25 protein-coding genes are annotated in these 24,397 nt (G+C 71.9%); 5 read left to right on the forward strand and 20 right to left on the reverse strand.

The annotated features are described in order from the left end of the window. Positions 1-10 precede the first annotated feature (10 nt). From AC3IYI_RS14770 to AC3IYI_RS14815, 10 genes are all read right to left on the reverse strand, one after another. Complete coding sequence (locus tag AC3IYI_RS14770; RefSeq protein ID WP_489410616.1) at positions 11-1,576, reverse strand: alkaline phosphatase family protein; 1,566 nt, start codon at positions 1,574-1,576, stop codon at positions 11-13. 200 nt (positions 1,577-1,776) lie between these two features. Further along, on the reverse strand, positions 1,777-2,865 hold the full coding sequence (locus AC3IYI_RS14775; protein ID WP_489410617.1) for a 2-aminoethylphosphonate ABC transporter substrate-binding protein: 1,089 nt from the start codon (positions 2,863-2,865) through the stop codon (positions 1,777-1,779). Positions 2,866-2,924: 59 nt separating this feature from the next. Next, positions 2,925-3,722: an ABC transporter permease gene (locus tag AC3IYI_RS14780; protein ID WP_489410618.1), complete on the reverse strand. Its 798-nt coding sequence runs from the start codon at positions 3,720-3,722 to the stop codon at positions 2,925-2,927. Continuing rightward, positions 3,709-4,752, reverse strand: a complete 1,044-nt coding sequence (locus tag AC3IYI_RS14785; protein WP_489410619.1) for a 2-aminoethylphosphonate ABC transporter permease subunit — start codon at positions 4,750-4,752, stop codon at positions 3,709-3,711. The genes AC3IYI_RS14780 and AC3IYI_RS14785 overlap by 14 nt, the downstream gene beginning before the upstream one ends. After that, on the reverse strand, positions 4,745-5,794 hold the full coding sequence (locus AC3IYI_RS14790; protein WP_489410620.1) for an ABC transporter ATP-binding protein: 1,050 nt from the start codon (positions 5,792-5,794) through the stop codon (positions 4,745-4,747). Before AC3IYI_RS14790 ends, AC3IYI_RS14785 begins: the two co-directional genes overlap by 8 nt. Beyond that, positions 5,791-6,537 carry a phosphonatase-like hydrolase gene (locus AC3IYI_RS14795; RefSeq protein ID WP_489410621.1) on the reverse strand — a complete coding sequence of 249 codons (747 nt, stop codon included), beginning with the start codon at positions 6,535-6,537 and terminating at the stop codon, positions 5,791-5,793. Before AC3IYI_RS14795 ends, AC3IYI_RS14790 begins: the two co-directional genes overlap by 4 nt. Positions 6,538-6,542: 5 nt before the next feature. After that, the gene (locus tag AC3IYI_RS14800) at positions 6,543-7,664 is read right to left on the reverse strand and encodes a TIGR03364 family FAD-dependent oxidoreductase (protein ID WP_489410622.1); all 1,122 of its coding nucleotides are present in this window, start codon (positions 7,662-7,664) and stop codon (positions 6,543-6,545) included. A 148-nt stretch (positions 7,665-7,812) separates the two neighbouring features. Beyond that, positions 7,813-8,586, reverse strand: coding sequence for a GntR family transcriptional regulator (locus AC3IYI_RS14805; protein ID WP_489410623.1), 774 nt, complete (start codon positions 8,584-8,586; stop codon positions 7,813-7,815). Between the two features lie 24 nt (positions 8,587-8,610). Then, positions 8,611-9,366, reverse strand: coding sequence for a hypothetical protein (locus AC3IYI_RS14810; protein WP_489410624.1), 756 nt, complete (start codon positions 9,364-9,366; stop codon positions 8,611-8,613). A gap of 692 nt (positions 9,367-10,058) precedes the next feature. Continuing rightward, the gene (locus tag AC3IYI_RS14815; protein WP_489410625.1) at positions 10,059-11,171 is read right to left on the reverse strand and encodes an ROK family transcriptional regulator; all 1,113 of its coding nucleotides are present in this window, start codon (positions 11,169-11,171) and stop codon (positions 10,059-10,061) included. A gap of 55 nt (positions 11,172-11,226) precedes the next feature. Here AC3IYI_RS14815 and AC3IYI_RS14820 point away from each other — a divergent pair, with 55 nt between their 5' ends. Then, positions 11,227-12,327, forward strand: a complete 1,101-nt coding sequence (locus AC3IYI_RS14820) for a Gfo/Idh/MocA family protein (RefSeq protein ID WP_489410626.1) — start codon at positions 11,227-11,229, stop codon at positions 12,325-12,327. A 97-nt stretch (positions 12,328-12,424) separates the two neighbouring features. Here the strand turns inward: AC3IYI_RS14820 and AC3IYI_RS14825 are convergent, their stop codons facing one another. The 4 genes from AC3IYI_RS14825 to AC3IYI_RS14840 all read right to left on the reverse strand — a co-directional run bounded on the left by AC3IYI_RS14825 (position 12,425) and on the right by AC3IYI_RS14840 (position 15,720). Beyond that, positions 12,425-13,282, reverse strand: coding sequence for a fumarylacetoacetate hydrolase family protein (locus AC3IYI_RS14825; RefSeq protein ID WP_489410627.1), 858 nt, complete (start codon positions 13,280-13,282; stop codon positions 12,425-12,427). 122 nt (positions 13,283-13,404) lie between these two features. Further along, positions 13,405-14,292: a hypothetical protein gene (locus AC3IYI_RS14830; RefSeq protein ID WP_489410628.1), complete on the reverse strand. Its 888-nt coding sequence runs from the start codon at positions 14,290-14,292 to the stop codon at positions 13,405-13,407. 118 nt (positions 14,293-14,410) lie between these two features. After that, positions 14,411-14,746, reverse strand: a complete 336-nt coding sequence (locus AC3IYI_RS14835) for a DUF6412 domain-containing protein (protein WP_489410629.1) — start codon at positions 14,744-14,746, stop codon at positions 14,411-14,413. Positions 14,747-14,907: 161 nt separating this feature from the next. Beyond that, positions 14,908-15,720 carry a class E sortase gene (locus tag AC3IYI_RS14840; RefSeq protein ID WP_489410630.1) on the reverse strand — a complete coding sequence of 271 codons (813 nt, stop codon included), beginning with the start codon at positions 15,718-15,720 and terminating at the stop codon, positions 14,908-14,910. A 47-nt stretch (positions 15,721-15,767) separates the two neighbouring features. Here AC3IYI_RS14840 and AC3IYI_RS14845 point away from each other — a divergent pair, with 47 nt between their 5' ends. Continuing rightward, complete coding sequence (locus tag AC3IYI_RS14845; protein ID WP_489410631.1) at positions 15,768-16,763, forward strand: SEC-C domain-containing protein; 996 nt, start codon at positions 15,768-15,770, stop codon at positions 16,761-16,763. 36 nt (positions 16,764-16,799) lie between these two features. Here the strand turns inward: AC3IYI_RS14845 and AC3IYI_RS14850 are convergent, their stop codons facing one another. The 5 genes from AC3IYI_RS14850 to AC3IYI_RS14870 form a co-directional block, all read right to left on the reverse strand. Beyond that, positions 16,800-17,372, reverse strand: coding sequence for an HNH endonuclease (locus tag AC3IYI_RS14850; RefSeq protein ID WP_489410632.1), 573 nt, complete (start codon positions 17,370-17,372; stop codon positions 16,800-16,802). A gap of 28 nt (positions 17,373-17,400) precedes the next feature. Further along, positions 17,401-18,252 (reverse strand): IS5 family transposase, encoded by an 852-nt coding sequence (locus AC3IYI_RS14855; RefSeq protein ID WP_489410633.1) that lies wholly within the window; start codon positions 18,250-18,252, stop codon positions 17,401-17,403. Continuing rightward, positions 18,249-18,752 (reverse strand): YDG/SRA domain-containing protein, encoded by a 504-nt coding sequence (locus tag AC3IYI_RS14860; protein ID WP_489410634.1) that lies wholly within the window; start codon positions 18,750-18,752, stop codon positions 18,249-18,251. The genes AC3IYI_RS14855 and AC3IYI_RS14860 overlap by 4 nt, the downstream gene beginning before the upstream one ends. 20 nt (positions 18,753-18,772) lie before the next feature. Beyond that, complete coding sequence (locus AC3IYI_RS14865; RefSeq protein WP_489410635.1) at positions 18,773-19,909, reverse strand: hypothetical protein; 1,137 nt, start codon at positions 19,907-19,909, stop codon at positions 18,773-18,775. A 500-nt stretch (positions 19,910-20,409) separates the two neighbouring features. Next, entirely contained in the window at positions 20,410-20,952 is a 543-nt protein-coding gene (locus AC3IYI_RS14870; RefSeq protein WP_489410636.1) for a GNAT family N-acetyltransferase, read from the reverse strand. A 202-nt stretch (positions 20,953-21,154) separates the two neighbouring features. Between AC3IYI_RS14870 and AC3IYI_RS14875 the strand changes: the two genes are divergently transcribed. The 3 genes from AC3IYI_RS14875 (at position 21,155) to AC3IYI_RS14885 (ending at position 22,841) form a co-directional block, all read left to right on the forward strand. After that, the gene (locus AC3IYI_RS14875) at positions 21,155-21,331 is read left to right on the forward strand and encodes a hypothetical protein (protein ID WP_489410637.1); all 177 of its coding nucleotides are present in this window, start codon (positions 21,155-21,157) and stop codon (positions 21,329-21,331) included. Between the two features lie 69 nt (positions 21,332-21,400). Further along, the gene (locus AC3IYI_RS14880) at positions 21,401-21,700 is read left to right on the forward strand and encodes a hypothetical protein (RefSeq protein ID WP_328298863.1); all 300 of its coding nucleotides are present in this window, start codon (positions 21,401-21,403) and stop codon (positions 21,698-21,700) included. Positions 21,701-22,127: 427 nt separating this feature from the next. Next, complete coding sequence (locus tag AC3IYI_RS14885; protein ID WP_489410638.1) at positions 22,128-22,841, forward strand: class I SAM-dependent methyltransferase; 714 nt, start codon at positions 22,128-22,130, stop codon at positions 22,839-22,841. An 18-nt stretch (positions 22,842-22,859) separates the two neighbouring features. Here the strand turns inward: AC3IYI_RS14885 and AC3IYI_RS14890 are convergent, their stop codons facing one another. Further along, positions 22,860-24,269 (reverse strand): DUF445 domain-containing protein, encoded by a 1,410-nt coding sequence (locus tag AC3IYI_RS14890; protein ID WP_489410639.1) that lies wholly within the window; start codon positions 24,267-24,269, stop codon positions 22,860-22,862. Positions 24,270-24,397: the final 128 nt, after the last annotated feature.

Below are 24,397 nucleotides of genomic sequence, written 5' to 3' on the forward strand. Positions count from 1 at the left end.
GAAAGCGACCTCAGCCGAGCTTGACGTTGTCCACGGTCCAGTACCAGTTGTTGCTGCCGGCGTAGCGGAAGCGGATCTGGACGTCGGTGGCGCCGGCCGGGACCTGGAGCGCGATCGACTCGGACCGGGCGACGGCGTCGGCGGTGTAGCTCTTGACGACCGCCGGGGTACCGCCGTTGTAGGAGACCAGGACCTGGGCGCTCTGGCCGGCCTCGTGGTGGTAGTGGGTCTGGAAGGTCAGGTTGCGCGTGGTGCCGCCGGTGACCGCCCACTTGGGGGTGATGAGGGTGGAGTCGTAGGAGCCGGTGTGGCTCTTGTCGTCCCACTCGTCGGAGTCGGCGACGGCGAACACGTCACGGGAGCGGACGTTCAGCTCGCGCCACTGGTCGCGCTGCGCCTGGGTCCAGAACTCGTCGGTCGCGAAGGCCCATCCGGCCCACTCGGTGACACCGCCCGTGCCCATCTTGGAGTTGTCGACGGACCAGCCGGCCGGCGGGGAGTGCGTGAAGCCCTTGGTCGCGACCGGGATGCCCGTCTCGTCCACGCGGGCCTGGAGGTTCGGGCGCAGGGTGTCGAAGGGGTCGTCGTCCGGAGCGTCGAGCGGCAGGCCGTCGATCGCGGAGCCGGCCGCGACGCCGACGTGGGCGAGCGCGGTCGCGGCGACGTCGACGAGCTTGACGTCGCCCCGGACCGAACCAGCGGGAATGCCCGCGCCCTTGGCGAGGACGAAGGTTCCGCGCTCCTGGATGCTGGAGCCGCCGTGGCCACCGGTGTTGGTGTGGCCGTGGTCGGTGGTGACCAGGATCTTCCAGCTCTCCTGGGCGTACGTCGGACGGTTCTGGACGGCCGCGAGGAGCTTGCCGACCAGTGCGTCGGACTCGGCGATGGTGTCCAGGTACTGCTGGCTGGCCGCGCCGTAGGAGTGACCGGCGTGGTCGATGTCGCCGAAGTAGACGAAGGCGGCGTCCGGGTTCTGGCCCTGCAGTTCGGCGGAGGCCGCGGCCGCGATCTTCGGGTCCTCGGTGTGGTAGCCGTCGCGGTCGCCCTTGAGGGAGAGGCGCTTGTCGACCTTGGCCGAGAAGATCGGGCCGTTCTGGTCGGTGGAGGTGATGGGCTCCCAGTCGGCGGCCGCGTACGTGTTGAGCGCCGGCTTGGCGTTCTCGATGCGGGTCAGGAAGTCCGGGTAGGCCGTGTAGTTCTTGCCGGTGAAGGAGTTGTCCTTCACTCCGTGCTTGTCGGGCCAGACTCCGGTGGCGATCGTGGACCAGCCCGGGCCCGAGGAGGTGGCGGCCATCGGGTTCGCGTACAGGGTGCTCTTGGCGGTCAGGCCCTGGGCCATCAGGCCGTTCAGGTTCGGGGCGTTGGCGACCTTGACGCGGTCCAGGACCGCGCCGTCGAGGCCGATGACGAGCACCTTGTTCACAGAAAGGGGCGCGGCCGCTCCGGTGGAGCCGCTGCTTGCAGCGGGGGCAGCGGCTTCGTCGGCGGTCGCGGCGTGGGCGGCGAGGCCGGTGGCGAGCAGGGCGGTGGCGGTGGCGGCCACGGCGAGGGTCCGTCCGGACAGGACAGTGGGCACGTACTCCTCCGGGAGTAATCGTGGGGAAGGCGCAGGGGACGTACGGGGCATGCGGTCGTGCGGGCATGCCGTGGTGCGGGCGTACGGTCGTGCGGCAGCGCGTGCGAGCGTACGGCGGGTCCGGACCGAAGGCGAGACTCGGTCCAGACCCGTTATCTGTGCGTCACTATCCCGGTCGTGGGTGACCGGGAGGCGACCAGTCAGCTTCCGGTGGCCGACTTCCACGCGTCGACGTAGCCGGTGAGGTTCTTGTCGATGTCGGCCCAGTCCGGCTCGAAGATCTCGACTCCGGTCATGAGCTTGGTGAGTTCGACGGCGTTGGCGTCGGTGGGCTTGACGTCCGTGCGGGCCGGGAAGCCGCCGCCGACACCGCTGACGAGCTTCTGGGCGTCCTCGCTGAGCAGGTAGTCGAGGAGCTTCTTGCCGTTCTCGGTGTGCGGGGCCTTCTCGACGAGGCCGGCCGCGTACGGGAGGGAGAAGGTGGTGGGCTTGCCGCCGTCCTTGGCCGGGAACCAGATGCCGATGTTCGGCATGGACTTGGACTGCGCGAAGTTCATCTGGACGTCGCCGTTGGCGACGAGCAGCTCGCCCTTGTCGGTCTTCGGCGCGAGCTTGCTGGTGGAGGAGGACGGGCCGACGTTGTTGGCCTGGAGCTTCTTCAGGTACTCGTTCGCCGGCTCCTTGCCGCCGAAGTCGTGCATCGCCTTGATGAGCACGGCGGTGCCGTCGCCCGCGACGCCGGGGGTGGAGTACTGGAGCTTGCCCTTGTACTTCGGGTCCAGCAGCTCTTCCCAGGTCTTGGGGGCCGCGGCCAGCTCCTTCTTGTTGTAGATGAAGCCGAAGTAGTTGTTCACGACCGAGGTCCACTTGCCGTCGGAGGACTTGTTCGCCCCGTTGACCTTGTCGGCGCCCTGCGGCGTGTACGCCTGGAGGAGGCCCTTGCCGTCGGCCTGCTGGATGAACGGGGGCAGCGTGATCAGTACGTCGGCCTGGGTGTTGGTCTTCTCGCGGACGGCGCGCTGCACCATCTCGCCCGAGCCGCCCTCCACGTACTTGACCTCGATGCCGGTCTTCTTGGTGAAGTCGGCGAAGACCTTGTCGTACCAGCCGTCGCCCTTGTCGCTCTTGAGGCCGTCGGCGCTGTAGACGGTGACGACCTTCTCGCCGCCGCCCTTGCCGCCGGAGGCGTCGGCCGCGTCGGAGGAGCCTGCGCAGGCGGTGAGGCCGGCGGCCAGGGCGAGGCTGCCGGTGACGGCGGCGGTGAGACGGAGGTACTTGTTGCTGGGCATGGAACTTCCTCACGGGGAAAGGGAGTCAGCAGGGGAATCAGCGGGGTCTGGCAGCGGGTCTAGCGGTACGTGGCCTTGGTGCGGACACGCGAGACGGCCAGCAGGACCAGCAGGGTGGTGGCCATCAGGACCACGGCGACGGCGGATCCGCTGAAGAGCGAACCGCGGTCGGTGGCGGTGAAGATGCGGACGGGCAGGGGCATCCAGTCCGGCGGGTAGAGCATCATCGTGGCGCTCAGCTCGCCCATGGACAGGGCGAAGCAGAGCCCGGCCGCCGCGGTGAGCGACGGCAGCAGGAGGGGGAGCTTGACCCGCCACAGCACGTACGCGGGGCGGGCGCCCAGGGAAGCCGCGGCCTGCTCGTACGCGGGGTCGAGACGCACGATGGCAGCCGAAACCGACTGGTAGGCGAACGCCGTGACAAGAATCGTGTGCGCCAGGATCACGATCGAGCTGGTGCCGTTGAGGAGCAGCGGCGGCTTGCTGAAGGCGACGAGCACGGCGAGGCCGACGACCACGGACGGCACGGCGACCGGCAGCATGAACAGCGCGTCCAGGGAGCTCTTTGCGCGCCTGCGGAGCCCGGCGGCGGCGAGCGCCGCCCAGGTCCCGACGGTGAGCGCGATCACGCTGGCGGCCAGTGCGGTGAGCAGCGAGGTGGTCAGCGCCTGGAGGGACTCGCCCCGGACGGCGGCGGCGTAGTTCTCGGTGGTGGGGCCGGAGGGGAAGGCCCCGGACCAGTGCGTCGAGAAGGACGCGGCGACCACGACGAGCAGGGGCAGGGCGAAGAGGGGCAGGAAGAGGATGCCGAAGAGGCTCCAGGCGGCCCAGCGGCCGCTCTTGCTATGCACCAGCACGCTTGCTCACCACCCGGTAGAGGCCGAACAGGCCGACGGAGATCACGATGTTGACGACGGCGACCACGCAGGCGGCGGCGTAGTCGGATTCGAGGATCGCCTTGCCGTAGATGAGCATCGGGAGCGTGGTGACGTCCTTGGCTCCGGTGAACAGGACGATCCCGAACTCGTTGAGGCACATGACCAGGACGAGGCTGCCGCCGGCGGCGAGGGCCGGGAGGGCCTCGGGGAGGATCACCCGCCGGATGATGCGGCCGGGCTTCGCGCCGAGCGAGGAGGCCACCTCCAGCTGGGCGGTGTCCAGCTGGGAGAAGGCGGCGAGCAGCGGGCGCATCACGAAGGGCGTGAAGTAGGTGATCTCCGCGAGGAGGACGCCCCACGGGGTGGTCAGGAAGTGGAAGGGCCCTTCCCGGACGCCGAAGGTGTCGGTCCACAGGCCGTTGGCCATGCCGACCGTGCCGTAGATGAAGAGGAGGGCGAGGGTGATGAGGAAGGAGGGGAAGGAGAGGAAGACGTCGATGAACTTGGCCACGGCGCGCGCCCCGGGGAACGGGACGAAGGCGATGACCAGCGCGAGCGCGAAGCCGAGGACCAGGCAGCCCGCGGTGGCGCCGACGGCCAGCCAGACGGTGGTGCCGAGGGCCTCGCGGAAGGAGTGCGAGGCGAAGACGGAGGCGTAGGCGTCGAAGGTGCCGCCCCCGTTCTCGGGGGACAGGGACTGCTGGACGACCAGCGCGAGGGGGTAGAGGAAGACCACCGCGAGGACGGCGACGGGAGGCACGGTCCACAGCCAGCGGGGGACGCTACCGGACTCACGTGTGGGCCCCTCCGGGGTGGGGCGCACGGAGGGAGCACGGTCCGCCCAGCCGGAGTCGCCGGCCGGGCCGGCGCCCTGCCCGGGCTCGTGCGGCCCGCTCCGCGAGGTTCCGCGCGTGGCGGAGCCGGTGGAGCCGGCTGACTCGGCGGAGCCGGCTGACTCGGCGGCGCTCTGGGCCGGGATGGCCCCTGTGCGCGGCGCGGCCTCAGGCATCGGACACCCCTGCGGCCAGCAGCACCGCGTCCCGCGGCTCGAAGTGCAGGGTGACGTGGTCGCCCAGCGCCGGGGTCTCGCGCAGTTCGGGCAGGTCCGCCTTGACCCGGTGGCCCTCGATGTCCACGTAGAGCCGGTGGGTCGAACCGCGCCACTGCACCTCGGTGATGGTCCCGCTCAGCGCGTTGGGGCCGGCGCCGAGGCCGAGCAGGTGCGGGCGTACGCACAGGGTGGCGCCGGCGCCGACGGCCGCCCGGCCGGGGTCGAGGGTGAGGGGGTGCCCGGCGAAGAGCGCGCCCCCGTCGGCGACGGTGACCGGCAGGAGGTTGGCGTTGCCGACGAAGGAGGCGGTGAACTCGGTGCGCGGGGCCCGGTACAGCTCCTGCGGGGTGCCGCAGTCCTGGAGGCGGGCCTGGTCCATGACGGCGATCCGGTCGGCCAGGGTCAGCGCCTCGACCTGGTCGTGGGTGACGTAGAGGATGGACACGTCGGGCAGTTCGCGGTGCAGCCGGGCCAGTTCGGCGAGCATCCCGGAGCGCAGCTGCGCGTCGAGCGCGGACAGCGGCTCGTCCAGGAGGAGTACCCCGGGGCGGATGGCGAGGGCGCGGGCGATGGCCACGCGCTGCTGCTGCCCGCCGGAGAGCTCGCGGGGGTAGCGCTGGGCGTAGGCCGCCATCCCGGTCATCTCCAGCGCCTCGGCGACGCGGCCGGGGATCTCCGCCTTGGGCGCCTTCTGCGCCCGCAGGCCGAAGGCGACGTTGTCCGCGACGCGCATGTGCGGGAAGAGCGCGTACTGCTGGACGACCATGCCGATGCCGCGCTTGTGCGGCGGGAGCGCGGTGACGTCCCGGCCGCCGATCAGGATCCGGCCCGAGGCGGGCCGGACGAAGCCGGCGACCGCGCGCAGGGCCGTGGTCTTGCCGGAGCCGGAGGGGCCGAGCAGCGCCATGACCTCGCCGGGCTCGACGGTCAGGTCGAGGGAGTCCAGGACGGTGTTGCCGCCGTAGGCGACGGAGACGGAGTCGAAGCGGATGCCGCTCACGCGCCGGGCTCCCGCTCCTGGTCCGCGTGCTCCAGGAGTGCGGGGAGGTCGGCGACGGAGGCCAGGACGTGGGTGGCGCCGTGCTCGGTCAGGGCCGCGCGGTCGTGGGCGCCGGTGAGGACGCCCGCCACGATCCCGGCGCCGGAGCGGACGCCGCTGAGCATGTCGTACGAGGTGTCGCCGGCGACCACGGTGTCGCGTACGTCGGCCACGGCGCCGGTGCGCAGGAAGGCGGCCAGCACCATGTCCGGGTAGGGCCGGCCGCGGCCGCCCGCGTCGGCGGGGCACAGGGTGAGGTCGGCCAGGTCCTGCCAGCCGAGGGCGTCGAGGATGGCGTCCTGGGTGATGCGGGCGAAGCCGGTGGTGAGGGCCACGGTGCGGCCGTCGGCGCGGAGCTTCTCGATGGCCTCGCGGGCGCCGGGGATCGGGGCGATGAGGCCGCCGTCCACGAGTTCCCCGTAGGCCTCCTCGAAGGCGGAGTTGGCGCGCTGGGCGAGGTCCTCGGCGCCGAAGAGGTGGCGGAAGACGGAGATCTTCGACTCGCCCATGGTGTCGCGTACGTACTGGAGCTTGGTGGCGTGGTCGGCGCTGCCCGGCTCGACGCCGAGGCGCTCGGCGGCCCGCTCGAAGGCGCGCTCGACGAGGCCGCCGTCGGCGACGGTGGTGCCGGCCATGTCGAGGACGATCAGCCGGTGCGTGCGGGGGGCGTGGGTGTTGGTGTGGGGGGTGTTGGTGTCGGTCATGGCGCTTACCAGCCCAGTTCGTTCGCGGTGGTCTCGGCTATGGCGGGCGAGCAGGTCATGCCCCGGCCGCCGGGCCCGGTCACCAGCCAGACGCCGTCGGCCACCTGCTGGCGGTGGACGACGCGGGTGGTGTCGGTGCACTGCGCGTACACGCCCGCCCAGCGGCGCCGGATCTGCGGCAGCGGGCGGCCCAGGAAGGACTCGACGACCTCGGTGAGGTGCGCGTAGGGGTCTTCGAGGGTGTCGAACGCGAAGGGGTGCTCGTACTCGTGGGTGTCGCCGATGGTCAGTCCGCCGTCCTGCCGCTGCACCATCAGGAGCTGCATCTTGTGCGCGGCGGCGATCGGCGCCTGGGCCTGTTCGGCGTTGAGCTCGTCGAGGGCTTCGCTCTTGTAGGCGGGGTAGTAGCGGAAGCTGTCGGCGTCGGCGACCGAGGTCGTCAGGGTCTCGCCGAGCGGGGCGGTCTGCATCATCTGCAGCCGGACACGGCGTACGGGCAGGTCGGGGACCAGTTCGCGGACGAGGCCGGAGAGCCAGGCGCCGGTGGCCAGGATCACGGCGTCGCCCTGGTGGACGTCTCCGTGGTCGTCGCGGACGGCTCCGTTCCCGACGACCTCGCGCACTTCCCGTCCGGGGAGGAAGGTGTAGCGGCCCGACGCCCCCAGGGCTTCGCGCAGGTGGAGCTGGGCGGTGCGCGGTTCCACGGCCGCGTCCCGCTCGCACCACAGGGCGGCCTCGAACGCGCCGCGCAGGGCGGGGTTGATCGCTCTGGCCTCCGCGGCGGTGACCAGCTTGTAGCCGCGGGCGGCGGCGTCGGCGCGGGCCACGGCGGCCTCGGCGACGGCGTGCTCGCGGGGGTTGCGTACCGGGGTCAGGGAGCCGATGGCGCGGAAGCCCAGGCCGGGCACGCGCTCACCGATCGCCTCCCAGAGCTCGCGGGCCCGCAGGGCGGTGTCGAGCTCCTCGCCCCCGGCCCGTCCACTGACCCAGATCTGGCCGAAATTGCGCAACGACGCTCCGCGGGCCTCCGCCTCTCGCTCGATCTGGACGACCTCGTGGCCGCGTTCCACTGCTTGCCAGGCGTGCATGGTGCCTACCACGCCGCCTCCGACGACTATGACTCTCACGTGCTCCAAGGTGACGGCGGCCCGTGACCCGGGAGGATCCCCCGGGCAACGCTCCGGTGAACAGCCTCCAACGCTTGGACTAGACCCGTTACCATTCCGTGATGCTCATTCGTCCTCTTTCAGTGCCTACGGCGGGTTTCGGGCGAGACTATTCGGGCTGCAGGTGGGTCGTGAAGCTGAACCGGTCACCACGGTAGAGAGAACGCACCCGCTCCAGCGGCCTGCCGTCCCGGTCCCGGGAGAAACGGTGGATGAGCAGCATCGGGAGCGCGGGCGGGGTGCCGATCAGCAGGGCTTCGCGAGGGGTGGCGAGGACCGTTTCCAGCTTCTCGTCGGCGTCGCCGAAGGAGATGCCGAGGCTGTCGTGGAGGTACCCGTAGAAGGAGGAGTCCGGCTGGAAATCGATGTCGAGGCGGGGTGCGCGGGCGACCCGGACGTACGTGCTCTCGAGCCCGACCCGCTCCTCGTCGGCGAGCAGCACCCGCTCCAGGTGCCAGACCGGCTCGCCGGGCTCGGCGCCGATGCCGGGGGCCACGGGGGCCGGGCAGGGGAAGCGTTCCAGGCCGATCAGGTGACGGCCGGGCGTCCGCCCCTGGCGGCGTACGCCCTCGGTGTAACTCGCCAGCGACAGGGGCTGTTCGAGCTTGGGCCCGGCGGCGACGGTGCCGCGGCCCGAGCGGCGCAGCCGGCCCTCCAGCAGCAGCTCGCGCAGGGCCTGGCGGACGGTCTCGCGGGAGACCTCGTACTGCTCGGCGAGATCGCGCTCGGTGGGGAGCAGTCCCCCCTCGCTGAGCTCGTCGAGCAGCCCGGCGATGCGGGCCTTGACGGCGTAGTACTTGGGGATGCGGCCGTGCTCGGGGATGCCGGAGCGGACGGGCAGGCCGGGCTGGTGGTGGTGCGCGTAGGCGGTCGGTTCTTCCACCCTCGGACTCTACGTGGACCGGCCCTACGTGGACTGCGGCCCGGGCCCCTTGCGCAGCCGGCGGGCCCCGAGCAGGAGTCCGCCGCCGCCGGCCAGGGCGGCCGCGGCGCCGGCCCCGTACGCCCAGGCCCCCGCCGTGCGGCCGGTCTCGGCCAGCGCTCCGGCCTCGCCGGTCTGCGCGTCCGGGCCCTGGACCTCGAAGCGGTAGCCGCCCGCCTCGCCGATCCAGTCGCCGTCGTCACCCTTGCGCTGCACCAGCGCGGCGTCGGCGACGACTTCGCCGCGCGGGGCGCCGGGGGCGAAGGCGAGCCGGACGGTGACGGTCACCGAACCGCCGGGGCCGACGGCGAAGCCGGAGAAGGCGTCGCCACCGTCGAAGACGGCGACGATCTCGTCCCGGTCGGTGCGCTCCAGGCTGACGGGGAAGGTGCCGCCCGGGGCGTCGAACTCCATCCGGAAATGGGCGGGTCGCAGGGCGCGGGCCGGGTCGGTGAAGACGACGACGGGGTGGATCGCCGTGCACGCGGCGGCGGTGGTGTTGGTCAGGTCGAGGTACCAGGTCTGCGCCGCGCCGCCGATCCGGTAGACGGCCGGTCCACCGCGGATCCGGGCGCCGATCGGAAACTGCGTGCTCTTCCCGTCACCGCAGACGGCCTCCACCCGCGAGGGCAACGCGGGCGCGGGACGGGCTCCGCCACCGGTACCGATGTCCGCGGACGCGGTGGGTGCGGTGGTGGCCAGGAAGACGGCTGCGAGGGCAAGGGCTTTGCGCAGTCGCATGGAGAACCCCTACTCGCCGATGACAGAACAACGAACAACGAACGACCAACCGAACGACTCAAAACCGATTGCCGTACAAGCCGACAATCACCCCGGCCTTGCCCGCACCCTCCCACGCACGCCCGACCCCATGTCCAGCACCACGCCCAAGTTCTCCCCATTTCCCCCCATTCGGCGGACACCGAACCCGCCGAAACTCGAAGCCGGGGTCCGCCTCTCCAGCCGTCCGAGGTCCGCCTCTCCAGCCGTCCGGCGTCTGGCTCTCCAGCCGTGCAGGGTCCACCTCTCCAGCCCTCCGGGGTCCGCCTCCCCAGCCGTCCGGCGTCTGGCTCTTCAGCCGTCCGGCGTTTGAGGACCGGGGTCTGGGGCGGAGCCCCAGCGGGTCCGGGCACAGCCCGGCACCGCCCTCCAGCCCGTCCGGCGCTTGAGGACCGGGTCCGGGCAGCGCCCGGCTGGGGGTCCCCCCGGACGGAGTCTGGGGGATGGGCGAAGGGCGGGTAGGGGACTTCACCCCTCACAGCGGCAAGGGTTACTGCGGGGACTCCGCACCGCGCAGCGGCAAGGGTTGCTGCGGGACTCCGCCCCGCGCAGCGGCACACCCGCAGCCGCGCCTCAGCCAGGAGGGCAGAGCGGCCAGCCCGACGGCACGCCACAAGCCACACCCCCAGCCGGGGCCGGAGGCCAAGGGCCCCTCACACCCCCCGCCCGAACAACGGGCCGAGCACCAACTCCGCCGCCCCCTCCGCCACACCCCCCTCAGCAAGCTCAACCCCCACCGCACCCCCCACAAACGCCCGCGCCCCCAAAACCTTCCGCACCCCCGCCAGGAACACCCCCGGCGCAGCCGCCACCACCCGCCCCCCGAGCAACACCCGGTCCACATCCAGCAGCGCGACCAGGTTCGCCGCCGCCTCCCCCACGATCCGCGCCGCCTCCTCCAGCCGGCCTTCGGCCACCGCGTCCAGGCACAACACCTCCGCGCACCCGCGCCCCCCGCACCGGCAGGCCGGCCCGTCCAGCCGCAGCACCTGGTGCCCGAACTCCCCCGCCGCCGAGCGCCGCCCCCGGTAGACCTCTCCGCCGCCGGCCAGCCGGAGCCCCGCCCCCAGTCCGGTGCCGACGTGCACGTACGCCACGGCCTCCCCGAAGGCGGCCTCTCCGAAGCCGGCCCCGGCCGAAACCCCCGCGTTGGTGTCCTTGTCCACCCGCACGGGAACCCCCAACCGCCCCTCCAGCACCTCGCGCAACGGGAACCCCTCCCATTCCGGGAACCCCGTCACCCGCCCCAGCACCCCGGTCCGCCAGTCCAGCGGCCCCGGCGCGGCCACGCCGACGCCTACGACGGGCCGGTCACCGCCACCGCGGTCACCGCACACCCGCGCGACGGCCCGTACGACCTCCTCCACCACCACGTCCGGACCGGCCCCGAAGTCCAGCGGGACCCGCCCGTCGGCGACGACGCGGCCCGCCAGGTCGACCCGTACCGCCGTGAGCTCGTCGCGGTCCAGGTGCACCCCCACCGCGTACCGCGCCTCCGGTACCAGCCTCAGCAGCGTGCGCGGTTTGCCGCCCGTGGAAGCCTCGCGTCCGGCGTCGGCCACCAGGCCCTCGCTCCGGAGCCGCGCCGCGATCTTGCTGACGGCCTGCGGGGTGAGTCCCGTACGCGCGGCGAGGTCACCGCGGCCGAGCCCTGCGGGGCCGGCTCCGCGCAGGAGGTCCAGTACCAGTGCGTCGTTGTGCCCGCGCAGCACCGGCAGGTTCACGCCGCTGCCGCCACCCGTGTCGCCCCTGCTACCCCTGTCCACCTGCCCATTGTCCACCCTCCTTGCACTTAAGCAACACTGTTGCCAAAGTGGACCCATGAACGCCCCCGCCTCCCCCCTCACCCCTCCCACCCCCCTCCGCGTCGGACTCGTCGGCTACGGACTGGCCGGTTCCGTCTTCCACGCCCCGCTCGTCTCCGCGACCGAGGGCCTGGTCCTGGACACCGTCGTCACCTCCGACCCGGGCCGCGCCGCCCAGGCCCGCGAGGCCTACCCGGACGTCCGGATCGCCGCCACCGCCACCGAGCTGCTCGCCCAGAGCCCCGCCCCGGACCTCGTCGTCATCGCCTCCCCGAACAGGACGCACGTCCCGCTCGCCACCGCCGCCCTCACCGCCGGCATCCCGGTCGTCGTGGACAAGCCGCTCGCCGCGACCGCCGCGGAAGCCCGCGAGCTGGCCGCGCTCGCCGACCGGACCGGGACCTTCCTTTCGGTCTTCCAGAACCGCCGCTGGGACAACGACTTCCTCACCCTGCGCCGCCTCCTCGCCGACGGCGAGCTGGGCGAGGTCCAGCGCTTCGAATCCCGCTTCGAGCGCTGGCGTCCGCAGCTCAAGGGCGGCTGGCGGGAGTCCGGCGCCCCCGAGGAGATCGGCGGCCTGCTGTACGACCTCGGCAGCCACGTGGTGGACCAGGCGCTGGTGCTCTTCGGCCCGGTCGTACGCGTCTACGCGGAGACCGACGTACGCCGCCCGGGCGCCGAGGCGGACGACGACACCTTCATCGCCCTCACCCACGCGAGCGGGGTCCGCTCCCACCTCTACGTCAGCGCGACCACGGCCCAGCTGGGCCCGCGCTTCCGCGTACTGGGCTCCCGCGCGGGCTACGTCAAGTACGGCCTTGACCCGCAGGAAGGGGCACTGCGCGACGGCCTGCGCCCCGGCGACGCCGACCGGACCTGGGGCGAGGAGCCCGAGCACCTGTGGGGCCGGCTGGGCTCCGGGGAATCACCGCTGACCGGCGGCGGCACGCCCGTACGGACGGCGCCGGGCGACTACCCGGCGTACTACGCGGCCGTGGCGGCGGCATTGCGCGACGGCGGCCCGGCCCCCGTCACGGCCTTGGAGGCGGCGCACTGCCTGGACGTACTGGAGGCGGCCCGCCGGTCGTCGAGGGACGGGTGCACGGTGAAGGTCTGACCCGGCCGGGCTCTACCGGAGAACGGGAACGGGAAAGGGAAAGGGGCGGCGCCGTCGACGACGGCACCGCCCCTCCCTGTCGATCCGCGAGGACCTGCTAAGCGTCCTTGAACTCCTGGCGCTGACGGCCGAGCCCGTCGATCTCCAGCTCCACGACGTCGCCCGCCCGCAGGAACGGCTTAGGCTCCGCCTGGCCCGCGGCCACACCGGCCGGGGTGCCGGTGACGATGACGTCGCCCGGGTACAGGGTCATGAACTGGCTGACGTACCGCACGACCTCGCCGACCGCGAAGATCTGGTCGGAGGTGTTGCCGTCCTGCTTGAGCTCACCGTTGACCCACAGCTTGACGTCCAGCACCTGCGGGTCCGGGAGCTCGTCCGCGGTGACCAGCCAGGGGCCGAGCGGGGTGAAGGTCTCGCAGTTCTTGCCCTTGTCCCAGGTGCCGCCGCGCTCGTTCTGGAAGGCGCGCTCGGTCACATCGTTGACCAGCACGTACCCGCCGACGTGCGCGAGACCCTCCTCGGGGGAGGCCAGGTAGCGGGCGGTGGCGCCGATGACGACGCCGAGCTCCGCCTCCCAGTCGGTCTTGACGCTGGTGCGCGGGATCAGCACGGTGTCGTCGGGGCCGACCACGGTGTCCGGGGCCTTGAGGAACACGATCGGCTCGGCCGGCGCCTCGGCGCCCACCTCGGCCGCGTGCCCGTGGTAGTTCAGGCCGATGCCCACGACCTTGCCTATGCGGCCGACGGCGGACCCGATCCGCAGACCCTCGGCGTCCAGCACCGGGAGCTCACCGGACCCGGCCGCGTCCCGTACCCGGGACAGCACGGAGTCGTCGGCGAGCAGCGCGCCGTCCACATCCGTGATCAGGCCGGACAGGTCCCGCAGGGTCCCGTCCTGGTCGAGCAGCGCGGGGCGCTCCGACCCGACGGGTCCTACACGCAGCAGCTTCATGGGCATTCTCCCGTGGTCGAGGGTGGTCGGCCCATGGGCATGCCCCGGGCCGGACGATGGGTTGCGGCCATCGGAGGATTGGTCGATCCTCCAAGATCTCGACCTCATCCGCAAGACCCTGTTCACATGGCGGAACGCTCAGCTCCGCTGACCGCCCGCCCGGCACGCGCCGCCCGGTCCTTCCGGTGCTGGAGCCAGGCCCGCTCGGCCACCGACCACGCGGTGGTGGTGACCAGGTACAGCCCGGCCGCCAGCGGCACCAGGGCAGCCGTGATCAGCGTCCCGAAGGACAGCAGGGGCAGTACGCCGCCCAACTTGCGCATGACCTCCTGCTGCTCGGCACTCAACCCGGCAACCGCCCCGACCCCACCGACCCCCAAGCCCTTGCCCCCGGGCACACCCCCACCGACCTTGGCCCTGCCACCCTTACCCGTGTCGGCCTTGGCCCGGCCGCCGGTACCCCCGCCAACCTTGGCCCGGCCGGCCTTGAGCCCGCCCGCCTTGGCCCCGGAAGCCCCGCCAGCCTTGCCCGCCCCGCCGGCCCTGCCCGCCTCGGCCGCGGAAGCCCCGACTCCGCCCGTCGCAGCGGCCAGCGCCACCGCCTTGCGTCCGCGCACCGCACTCCACGCGGCCACCACCGCGACGACCGCGAACAGCCCGAGGAACACCAGCCCCCGCTCCCCGAAGAGACCGCCCTCCCCGAGGGCGTCGCCCCACCGGTCCCCGAGCGGCGCGGCGAACAGCCGGTGCCCGAGCAGCCCGTTGGCGGCCCCGCCGATCTCCGCGGAGGAGAACGCCCGGTACATCAGGAAGAACACCGGCAACTGGAGCAGCACCGGCAGCAGGCCCGCCACCGGGGTCGCCCCGCGGAAGGCGGCCCGGCTCAGCGGGTGCAGCGCGAGCCGCACGAGCACGGTGAACAGCACGATCGCGGCAGCGGTCGCGGACTCGGCCAGCACCGGCTCCAGGAGCCGGCCCAGCCCAGAAACGAGATCGATGAAAACGGACACGTGGGCCCTCCGAAGGGACTCGTCGAACGTCGAAAGAGATGCGTTTCGGCGTGACGACCCGCGAGGGGCGGCAAGGTGAAGCGATCAGAAGTGATCAGGAGGAAGGAGCTGCGCGCCCCTACGCGGCCGCCGGAAGGGGACAGCCGGGCGCCCTGGGCCGCGACCGGCCCGAAGCGTCGGGATCGCGCTGCGGCAAGAACGCCGTGCGCTGCTCGCGATCACGGATCGCGGTACGTATTCGGTGCGGCGGCACCGGCCGGACCAGCCGGGCGGCCAGGGCCGAGGCGCCCACGGCGAAGCTCGCCGCGAGGACCACCACGACCGAGCCGAGCCCGCCCTCCCCGGCGAACAGCCCGAGGAAACCGCCGAGCAGCAGGAGCGGGGCCAGCACGGCCAACAGCCGCACGGACGGCACCGCGAAGCGCACGGGGCGAAGCCCGCTGTGCTCTGCCATACGAACCGCCCCCTCCCGCTCCGGCGCACGAACTCCCGTACTCGCACCCTGACTCGTACTCGTACTCGTACTCGCGATCGATACTAACCGCGCACACCGACAACGGACGGGACCTCGTTTTGATCCCCGAGACACACCGCCCCACCCGTACGGTCCACGCGTCAGCGCTTGAGGGTCCCCCACACCACGAGCCGGTACTTGGAGCTGTACTCGGGCGTGCAGGTGGTCAGCGTGATGTACGCACCGGGCTCGCTGTACCCGGCCCCAGGCGTGACGGTGCTGCGCGGGACGGGCGCGATCACCCCGGTGTCGCGCTCGGTCGTCTCCGCCAGCGTCTGCCCGACCAGGTACACGTACCTCTTCCCCCGCACGTCCACGATCAACTCGTCCCCGGCCCTGAGCCGGTTGATGTACCGGAAGGGTTCCCCGTGCGTGTTGCGGTGTCCGGCGAGCGCGAAGTTCCCCTCGGCGCCGGGCTGCGCGGTCCCGGTGTAATGCCCAGCGTACCCCTTGTCGAGCACGGACCGCTTGCCCACGCCCTGCGCGACGGGCACGGCGACACCGAGACGCGGAATGCGCAGGACGCCGTACGCGGACTCCCGCGGCGGCGGCTTGGCGGTGCGCGGCCCGGAGTTCCCCGCGGCTGCATCGCCCGAGGCCCCGTCACCGTCCGGCCCATCGGACGGCCCATCGGACGGCCCGACGGAATCCTCGCCGTCCGCCCCCTCCTGATCCCCCGCCGCGGGCATGGCGGGCCACCCGCCACCCTCCAGCTCCCGGACCACCTCGTGCGCGGCACTCAGCGCCTGCCGGTTGGTCCACCACACCTGGTGCACCACCAGCAACATCACCACCACGCCTACGGTGACCGCCAGTTCACCGGCCGCCCACAACGCCCCCGCGATACCGGCCCGGCGCGACCGCCGGCCCTGCCCCTGCACCACGACCCGCACGCGATCTCGCACGGGCGGCACCCTAAGTCCTCCCCCCTCAACTGACCAGCGGCAGTACGCTGCAAACCATGCGCCCCGACACGCCTGCCGAGCACATCGCCGAAGCCGAGCGCCTCATCCGCACGGCGACCCGCTACCCCGAGGACCAGGAGCCGTTGCTCCTCCAGGCCGCGGCCCACCTCGAACTGGCCGACGAACGCGAACGGGCGAGCGCCCTCTACGACCAACTCCTGGCCGCGGACACGACGGACGACCCCTCCCTCATCAAGGCCCTCCAGGCGGCCAACCTCTGGGAGTACGGCCACGAGCCCGAGGCCCGCGCCCTCATCCAGGGCATCCGCGCGGCGGCCCCCTCGGACCCCGCCCCCTGGGAGGTCATCGCCGAGGCCCTGGAAGCCCACGACGAACTCGAAGCCTCCCACGCGTGCTTCACGGAGGCGGCCACCCTCCTGGCCCCGGACAACGCCCCCCTCACCCCGGCCACGACGGCGCTCCTCACGGGCCGCCACCGCGTACGCCGCCTCCTCGGGCTCCCCCACGACGACTGGGACATGGTCGCGGACACCCGCCACATCGGCCCGATCCCGCTGGACGAACTCCACGACCCCAAGCGCATCTGGGCCCTCGGCTCCGACGACCCCGCCGAACTCCGCGCCGAGATCGCCCGCCTGCGCGCCGAACTCGGCGACCGGCGCGCCGCCCTCTCCCGCCCCTTCCCAGTGGCCATCCTCCACTGGCCGGCGCGCGAGCTGGCGGAGCTCCTCACCAGCTACCCCACCCTCTCGGCGGAGTACCCCTCCCACGACGCCCACCTGGCCCAGGTGGAAGCCTCCCTCCGCGCCCTGGCCGCCTCGGGCACGACGAACCTCGGCATCGTCACGGCCAGCGTCCCGTCCTACGAAGCCTTCGCAGCCTCGGAGAAGACCTCCCCGTCCTCCCCGTCCCTCCTGGCGGAATACGCCACCACCCTGGCCGCCCGAGGCAAAGCCACCCCTTGGCCCCCAACCCCCACAAACCCGTGCTGGTGCACGTCGGGCCGTCCGTACGGGGAGTGCCACGGCTAGGAAGGGGCTCGGTTGCCGACGTCGGGGCCCAGGGGCCTAGTCGGGCTGATTTCCTGCACGGTCTCGCTCGACAGAGTCCCACCAGTCGCGCTGGTACGTGGCATAGGCCGGGTGCAGGCCGTGGCCCTTCTTCAGCAGGATCCGTGGCAGGGTCGCGCGCGGTCCAGCTGAAGAAACGCGCTCGATCACATTCCAGTCATCACCGATCGAGATCGCCCCGATGTCCAATCGAACGTGGCAGTTCGGGCAGAGGCACAAGATGTTGCGCTCGACATCGGGGCCCTTGTGCGGTGCACCCAGGGGCTTGAGGTGAGCCCCCTCGCAATAGGGCTGCGAGTTAGCGCCCACTAGTTGGAGACCGCAGATCTGACACTGCCCGCCGTACAGATCCTTGATGCGGCGGGCGGCCGCCGTATCACGAATCGTGCGCTGAACCTCCAGCGTCCGCGTCTCCGGCTCTCGCTCTTCTGCATCTCCGAATCCAGGCAGTTCGTCCAAAGCGCGTTCCAGCACCGTGGGTTCCTGATCGGATTCCGGAAGACGCTCGAGAATGAACTGGCAAATGGCAATCGGCTCACCGGACAGGCCCGGCATGCCGGAAGTGGCCATGCGTGCCTGAGACCGCGTTTGAGATCTGTCAGCGGATGCGTTGCAGTGGTCGTCGTCCGGTCCGGACGACGGGCCTGCCGCGTGTGAGCCGTCGCAGTATGACGTCGGTCATGGCCCAGCGGATCATGGTTTCGGAGTGGGCCGGGCTGCGTTCGTAGTCGCAGGCCAGGCGCCGGCGCATGGTGATCCAGCTGAACGTACGCTCTACCGCCCACCGCTTGGGCTGGACCTGGAAGCCGCGCTGTCCGGGCTGTTTACGGACGATCCCCACGGTGCGGCCGAGGATCTCCTGGGCCCAGACCACGAGGCGGCCGGCGAATCCCTGGTCTGCCCAGATCAGCCGTACCGTCGGGTGGTCCAGGCGGGTCCACAGCAATGGCCGCTTGGCGCCGTCCCGGTCCTGGACACTCGCTGCAACGACGTGCACGGCCAGCAGCAGGCCGAGGGTGTCGGTGACGATGAACCGCTTGCGGCCCTTGGTCTTCTTGCCCGCGTCGTAACCGCTGGTCTCCTTCGGCACGGTGTCGGCGGCCCGCACGGACTGCGAGTCGATCAGAGCGGCCGACGGTTCCGCGTCCCGACCGTCCGCCTCGCGAACCTTTGCACGCAGCGTGTCGTGGATCTTCTCCACCGTGCCCCCGTCATGCCACCTGCTGAAGTACCAGTACACCGTCTCCCACGGGGGAAAGTCCTTCGGCAACTGCCTCCAGGAGCAGCCCGTCCGCACCACGTAGAAGATCGCGTCCACGACCCGGCGTCTGGGGTGTTTCTCCCGCCGTCCACCCTTCGGCCCGGTCCGCGGCGGCGGCAGCAACTCATCGATCAGTGCCCACTGTTCATCCGTCAGATCCGACGGGTAGCCCTCCCCGACAGCGCTCATGCACCACTCAACGAGCCAGTCCCGCCGCCGCAACGCCAGATCTCAAACGCGGTCTGAGTGATCCGATAAAGGCCGTCGTATCGATATCCCTCACGAGGAGAGTACCGATCATCACCCTCGTATCCACGAAGGATCCTGATCGGATACCCGCGCTCATAGCTGAGCTTCAACGCGGCATTGTCCTCATAGTCCCAACTCTGATCCGCCTTGAGCTGCTTAGTCTGCGGATCACGATCCACACCGGGCGAGGCTCCCGTATAGAGAATCTCGTGCCAAGAATCGTCGTCGTCGAGATATCCACCATTGAGGACGATCGCATCGGAGACGTAGGCGCCGTCCGAATCCTTCAGCGTCGAGATTCCCCGCTGAAGATTGCTGTGGAGACGCGCATCAAAGACGTCCCGACGACGCCGAAGCACAGAACCGAGCTCAGTTCCGACAATATGACCCAAAACTCGCTCAACTGTCATCAGGTCAGCATAGTCGTGCTCGATCAACACCGGTCGTCTTTTATCACCAACTACAGCGGCAGGAGGAGCTGTTGATGGCCGCGGGCGAGGACTTTGGGTGGGGCGGGGCGGGTGGTGGTCAGGGTGAGGAGGGTGCGGAGGGCTGCGATCACCTCGGCCGGGGTGTCGCGGATCATCGATGGGGTGGCGCTGACCACCAGGATGCCGTGGGACTCCAGGCGGAGGCGGCGGTGGAGGGTGGCGTGCCAGGAGTCGCGGTTGTAGTGGTACTCCGCCGAGTCGATCTCCAGGGCCACGCCCTCGTCGGGCCAGTAGGCGTCCGGGCTCGCCAGGAACGTGCCGTCCGGGGTGTGGAGGCGGGCGTTCCACAGGGGCGTCGGGAGATCCGTGACCGAGAGGGTGTCGCGGGCCAGGGCCTCGGCGACGGAGCGGACTCCGGCGAGGAGTTCCGCCGCCGCCGCGCGGATCGCGGGGCGGGTCAGGAGGCGAGCGGCGCGGAGTTCGGTGTGGAGGTCCTGCGGGTGGCACCAGCCGGACTGGACGACCTGGGCCAGGACCGAACGGATCCGGTCCGCCGGCTCGTCGGTCCGGGCCGCGAAGTCGGCGGCCGCGCGCACCGGGCGGGTGCTCGGGATGCCGGAGACGGTGATGGTGCGGGGCCAGCGGGTGGTGGGGTACGGGCGTACGTCCGGGGAGCCGGCAAGCCGGCGCGGGGCGCGGATCAGGACGTCGGCCGGCGTGTACGGGGCTTCGCGGATCCCGAGCAGGGCGAGGGCCGCGCCGCCGGTGAGGGCGGCGGTGTCGCCGGAGAGCGGGTCGGAGCCGGGCTCGGCGGCGTAGAGGACGGCGGCGAGGGCGCGTTGACGCTGGTCCGGGGGGCCGGTCTGGAGGAGGTAGACCCGGGGCAGCAGCCGCTGCCAGGGGCCGCCCGGGCGGGTGCGGGAGGTGATCGTGCCGGGTGGGATGCCGGCGGTGGTGGTGAGTTGGTGGCGCGTGGCCAGGTTGAGTTGGCGGCGCGCGGTGGCCTCGGAGGCATGCCTGGGCCGGGTGGCCGGCCTGGGCTGCGCCGAGTGCGCCTGGTGCGTGCCGTGCGCCGGGTGTGCCTGGTCTGTGGCCCGCGCCGTGTGCCCCGCGTGCGGGGCGTGCCTGGCGTGTGTGGTGCGTGTGGCGCGTGTGGTGGGGTTCATGGGCGCGGTATGCCCCGCCCGCGTGGCTCGGACGCCCCTCTGGGCGATGTTTCGGAGCAGCCTTTGGGCGCTCTCACGGTGTGTCCTGCACCGTCCATTGACGCTTCGCATCGCGAGACCCGTCGCTCGCGTGGCGGACGGGTCCGGTCACGCTGGAGGAAGAGGAACGCGAACGAGGCCCCGAGTCTCCCCGGATCCCCGGCCGGTGGGCCTGTGCCTGTGCCTGTGCCTGTGCCTGTGACTGTGCGCCTGTTGGTCGGTCAGGCGGTCAGGCGGTCAGCCAGGCGTGAGGGACGTGCTCGGGTGCTCGTGAAGGCAGGGGGCACCTCTCGGCGGTCGCCGTCCGGATGCGTGCCGTTCCCGGCGGGCGGCGGGGCTACGCCGCCCGGTCCGGGACAGGCGGGGACCCGGAGTCGACGGGGCCCGTCTCCGCGCCGCGCAGGGCGCGGCGTGCGGGGGTGCGGGGGCTGTCCAGAAGAGGCCCCGGAGGGCAGGCCCGGTTACGCCGACCGGTTCGGGTGGTCCGGGGACAAGAAGACGATGACGCCCGTCTCCGTGCCGGGCAGGGCCGCGACCTCGTGCCAGCCCAGGCGGCGGTACGTAGCCACCGTGTTCTTGGCCAGCCGGCTGGTCAGCAGCCAGGCGCGGCGGTCCGGGGCGTCGGTGGTGATCTCGGTGAGGAGGTCCCGGGCGGTGCCGCGGCCGCGCGCGTAAGGGCGTACCGCGAGTTCGTCTATCTCCAGCGCCCCGGTGAGGAGTTCCTTCACCCGGGCCGAGCCGAGCTGCGCCGCGACCTGGGCGTACGCGCGGTTCTTCGGGAAGGTCGCCGGGGTGATCCAACCCGTGGCGAAGCCGTCGATGCCGGTGGCGGACTGGATGAAGGCCGTACGGAAACCACGGCGCCGGGCGTCGGCCGGGAGGCGGGTGGCGAACTGACGAATGGTTTCTTCGTCTTCGTTCCACGGCGGGGCGGAGAAGACGTCGGCGTAGGCGTCGACCAGTTCGTCCGCGAGGTCGAGGACGGCCTGTCCGTAGCAGATCACGATGTCCTGGCTCCTGATGTGGGATGGGAGGGGTGGGGCGGGGTGGGCGGAAGGGGGCGAGGTGGTTTGCCCCTTTGGGTGGGAGATTGAATTTATGCCCATCCGGTTCCCTGAGCAGACATCGCACGGATCCGGCGAGTGTGCGACAAATCCCCTCGGCACGGTCCGTGTCGGGCGGCCGTGCGGCCGCGTTGAGCAGCACGTGGACAGACTGATTCGGGCCGCCGGCTGGTGCGGGCTCGCGTTTCTGCTCGTGTTGGGCGTGGTGGCGTTGCTGCCGCGCGGTATACGGGACGCGGTGCCGGATCCGGTGATCGGCGGCGCCGTACTGGTGTTGGGCGCGGTGGGGGCCCGACGGGTGGTCAAGGGGTCTGGATAGTTAGCCTCGGGGGCGAGTAGGTGTGCGCGTATGAACCGATGAACCGATGAGGTGAGGGAGTTGGACAGCATGGCACGGGTACCGAGTTCTGTGGTGGCGGCCGCCGGTCTGGTCGGGGGTTACGCCGTCGCGCGGTGGACCAAGAAGCGGCCGCTCGGCGGTGTCGTCCTCGGCGCCGCGGGCGTCGTGGCCGGACGCGAGTGGCACAAGCGCGGCGGCGCCCCCGCCGCGGCCGGGCTCGGTGCGCTGTACCTCGCCGGGTTCGCCGGTGCGCACCCGCTGGCGAAGAAGGTCGGCGCCTGGCCGGCGGTCATCGGCGCCGCGAGTGTGGTCGCCGCGGCGTCCTGGGCCGTCGCCGACCGCGGCTGACTCCCCTCCCCGGGCCGCGGATCGGAACCCAGGGCCCACCTCAGCCCTGGGCCCTGGCGTGGGCCGTGAGGTGGGCCCTGGCGTGGCCCCGGACCAAGTACGAAGCCCATGAACGGACGGCCGCGCCCACGGAGCCCGAACCCCGGCGGCTCGCGGCTCGCGGTTCGCGGTTCGCGGTTCGCGGCTCGCGGCTCGCGGCTCGCGGTTCGCGGTTCGCGGCTCGCGGCTCGCGGTTCGCGGTTCGCGGTTCGCGGTTCGCGGTTCGCGGTTCGCGGTTCGCGGTTCGCGGTTCGCGGTTCGCGGTTCGCGGTTCGCGGTTCGCGGTTCGCGGTTCGCGGTTCGTGCCAGGATCTGCGGTATGTCTGATCGCGCGCTGAGCTTCGGAGCGATGGCGGAAGCGTACGAACGGTTCCGGCCGGGGTATCCCGTGGAGCTCGTCGACCTGGTGAGGGAGTACGCGGGCCGTCCGGTTCGGACCGCCCTCGAAATCGGTGCCGGGACGGGCAAAGCGACCCGCCTGTTCGCCCTGCAGGGGGTCGCGGTCACCGCGACCGAGCCTGATGGAGCCATGCTCGCCGAGCTGCGCAAGCACGTGCCGGCAGCCGGCGTCAGGACGGTGCAAGCCGCCTTCGAGGACGTGCGACCCGGCCGACGGTACGGCCGGGGGTACGGGCTGGTCTACGCGGCAGCGGCGCTGCATTGGACCGCCCCGGAGGGGCGGTGGGCGCGGGTGGCCTCGCTGCTGGAGCCCGGTGGCGTGTTCGCCTCGTTCGGCGGGCCGGTTCGGTTGGCCGATCCGGCCGTGGAGGAGGTCGTCCGTGCGGCGCGGGCACCGTTCTTGGAGAGCGACGAGATTCCCTCCCCGGACGGGACGCCACCCGAGTACGACGTGCAGTGGCCGGGCACCGAACTCCAACGGTCCGACTGGTTCACCGGTGTTCAACAGGCTGTGATCGAACGCCGCCTGACAATGAGTGCCAGCGACTACATCGGCCACCTCTCCACCGTCTCGGCCTATCTCGTCTTGCCGGCCTCGGCGAGGCAGCGGGTGTTCCGCCAGATCATGCAGGTCCTGCCGGCGAGGGTCGAGATCGTCGCCGACATCACCGCCCATCTCGCACGTCGGCGCTACGAGGCGTAGCACCGCCAAGCAGCGCCGCTACGCGCCGAAGGCCCGCGACAGCGTGTAGATCAGGAGGCCCGCCAGCGCGCCGACCACCGTGCCGTTGATGCGGATGAACTGGAGGTCGCGGCCGATGTGGGCCTCGATCTTGCGCGAGGTGTGTTCCGCGTCCCAGCCCGCCACCGTGTCCGTGATGAGGGAGGTGATCTCCGCTCGGTACGTGGTGACCACGTACACCAGCGCGCCCTCGATCCAGCCCTCCACCTTGTCCTGGAGGCGGCCGTCCGTGGCCAGCCGGGCGCCCAGGGACATCAGCGAGGAACGGACCCGCAGGCGCAGCGTGCTCCGCTCGTCCTCCGCCGCCGAGATGATCATCGAGCGGACCGCCGTCCAGGTGGAGGCGATCACGTCCTGGATCTCCTCGCGCTGCAAGAGCTCCGACTTCAGGCGCTCCACCCGCGCCCGCGTCTCCGTGTCCGACTGGAGGTCCGCCGCGAAGTCCGCGAGGAAGCGGTCCACCGCCCCGCGTGCCGGGTGCTCCGGCATGTCCCGCATCTCCTGGACGAAGCGGAGCAGTTCCTTGTAGACGCGGTCGCCGATCTTGCGGTCCACGAACCTCGGGGTCCAGCCCGGCGCCCCGCCCTGCACCGCCGCCTCCACCGACTCGGCGTGGGTGACCAGCCAGTCGTACGCCCGCGCGCACACCAGGTCCACGACCCGGCGGTGGCCGCCGTCCGCGACGACCTTCTCCAGCGTCTTGCCGATCCCCGGCGCGATCTCCGCCGTCTCTGCCCGCCGCGTGATCGCCTCGCCCACGACGGCCTGCACATCGGAGTCCCGCAGGACCGTCAGCGCCCCGCGCAGGGCCGTGGCCAGCTCGGCGGTGACCCGGTCGGCGTGCGCGGGCTCGGCCAGCCAGGCGCCGAGCCGGCCGCCGATGCCCAGCGCGTGCAGCCTCGTACGCACCACGTCGGCGGAGAGGAAGTTCTCCCCGACGAACTCTCCGAGCGAGACGCCCAGCTGGTCCTTCTTCGTCGGGATGATCGCGGTGTGCGGGATGGGCAGGCCGAGCGGCCGCCGGAACAGCGCGGTGACGGCGAACCAGTCCGCGAGCGCGCCGACCATGCCCGCCTCGGCCGCGGCCGCGACGTACCCGGCCCAGCCGCCCGCGCCCGCGTGCTCCGCCCACTTCGCCGCTACGTAGACCAGCGCGACGAAGGCCAGCAGGCCGGTGGCGGTCCGCTTCATCCGGCGGACGCCGCGCCGGCGCTCCTCGTCCGCCTCGCTGAACACGAAGCCGCCCCGTCCGGTCGATGACGACGGCGATGGCGCCGATGCCGATGCCGATGCCGACGAAGCCTCCGCCGTAGCCGTCGTGCTGCCCTGCTCCACGTGCTCCTGCCTTCCCCCGGGCGACGGTTTCGTCCGCAAAGCGTCCGACTTCATAGCATCCGACTCCCGGGGCGCCCGGGGAGTTCCCGGCGCGCCGTACTCGTCCCCCGGCCGTGGACCGCGGCCTGTGGACACGTCTCGTGAACCGCGGCCCGTGGACCGCGCCCCCTTGGACCGCGTCG

Source organism: Streptomyces sp. GL_148, assembly GCF_057834205.1.

Excerpts from the sequence above, each read along its gene's own strand:
- AC3IYI_RS14890 (WP_489410639.1), bottom strand. The coding sequence starts at position 24,269 with ATGAAGTCGGACGCTTTGCGGACGAAACCGTCGCCCGGGGGAAGGCAG.
- AC3IYI_RS14785 (WP_489410619.1), bottom strand. The coding sequence starts at position 4,752 with ATGCCTGAGGCCGCGCCGCGCACAGGGGCCATCCCGGCCCAGAGCGCC.
- AC3IYI_RS14825 (WP_489410627.1), bottom strand. The coding sequence starts at position 13,282 with ATGAAGCTGCTGCGTGTAGGACCCGTCGGGTCGGAGCGCCCCGCGCTG.
- AC3IYI_RS14820 (WP_489410626.1), top strand. The coding sequence starts at position 11,227 with ATGAACGCCCCCGCCTCCCCCCTCACCCCTCCCACCCCCCTCCGCGTC.
- AC3IYI_RS14845 (WP_489410631.1), top strand. The coding sequence starts at position 15,768 with ATGCGCCCCGACACGCCTGCCGAGCACATCGCCGAAGCCGAGCGCCTC.
- AC3IYI_RS14835 (WP_489410629.1), bottom strand. The coding sequence starts at position 14,746 with ATGGCAGAGCACAGCGGGCTTCGCCCCGTGCGCTTCGCGGTGCCGTCC.
- AC3IYI_RS14850 (WP_489410632.1), bottom strand. The coding sequence starts at position 17,372 with ATGGCCACTTCCGGCATGCCGGGCCTGTCCGGTGAGCCGATTGCCATT.
- AC3IYI_RS14865 (WP_489410635.1), bottom strand. The coding sequence starts at position 19,909 with ATGAACCCCACCACACGCGCCACACGCACCACACACGCCAGGCACGCC.
- AC3IYI_RS14855 (WP_489410633.1), bottom strand. The coding sequence starts at position 18,252 with ATGAGCGCTGTCGGGGAGGGCTACCCGTCGGATCTGACGGATGAACAG.
- AC3IYI_RS14775 (WP_489410617.1), bottom strand. The coding sequence starts at position 2,865 with ATGCCCAGCAACAAGTACCTCCGTCTCACCGCCGCCGTCACCGGCAGC.
- AC3IYI_RS14795 (WP_489410621.1), bottom strand. The coding sequence starts at position 6,537 with ATGACCGACACCAACACCCCCCACACCAACACCCACGCCCCCCGCACG.
- AC3IYI_RS14810 (WP_489410624.1), bottom strand. The coding sequence starts at position 9,366 with ATGCGACTGCGCAAAGCCCTTGCCCTCGCAGCCGTCTTCCTGGCCACC.
- AC3IYI_RS14880 (WP_328298863.1), top strand. The coding sequence starts at position 21,401 with ATGGCACGGGTACCGAGTTCTGTGGTGGCGGCCGCCGGTCTGGTCGGG.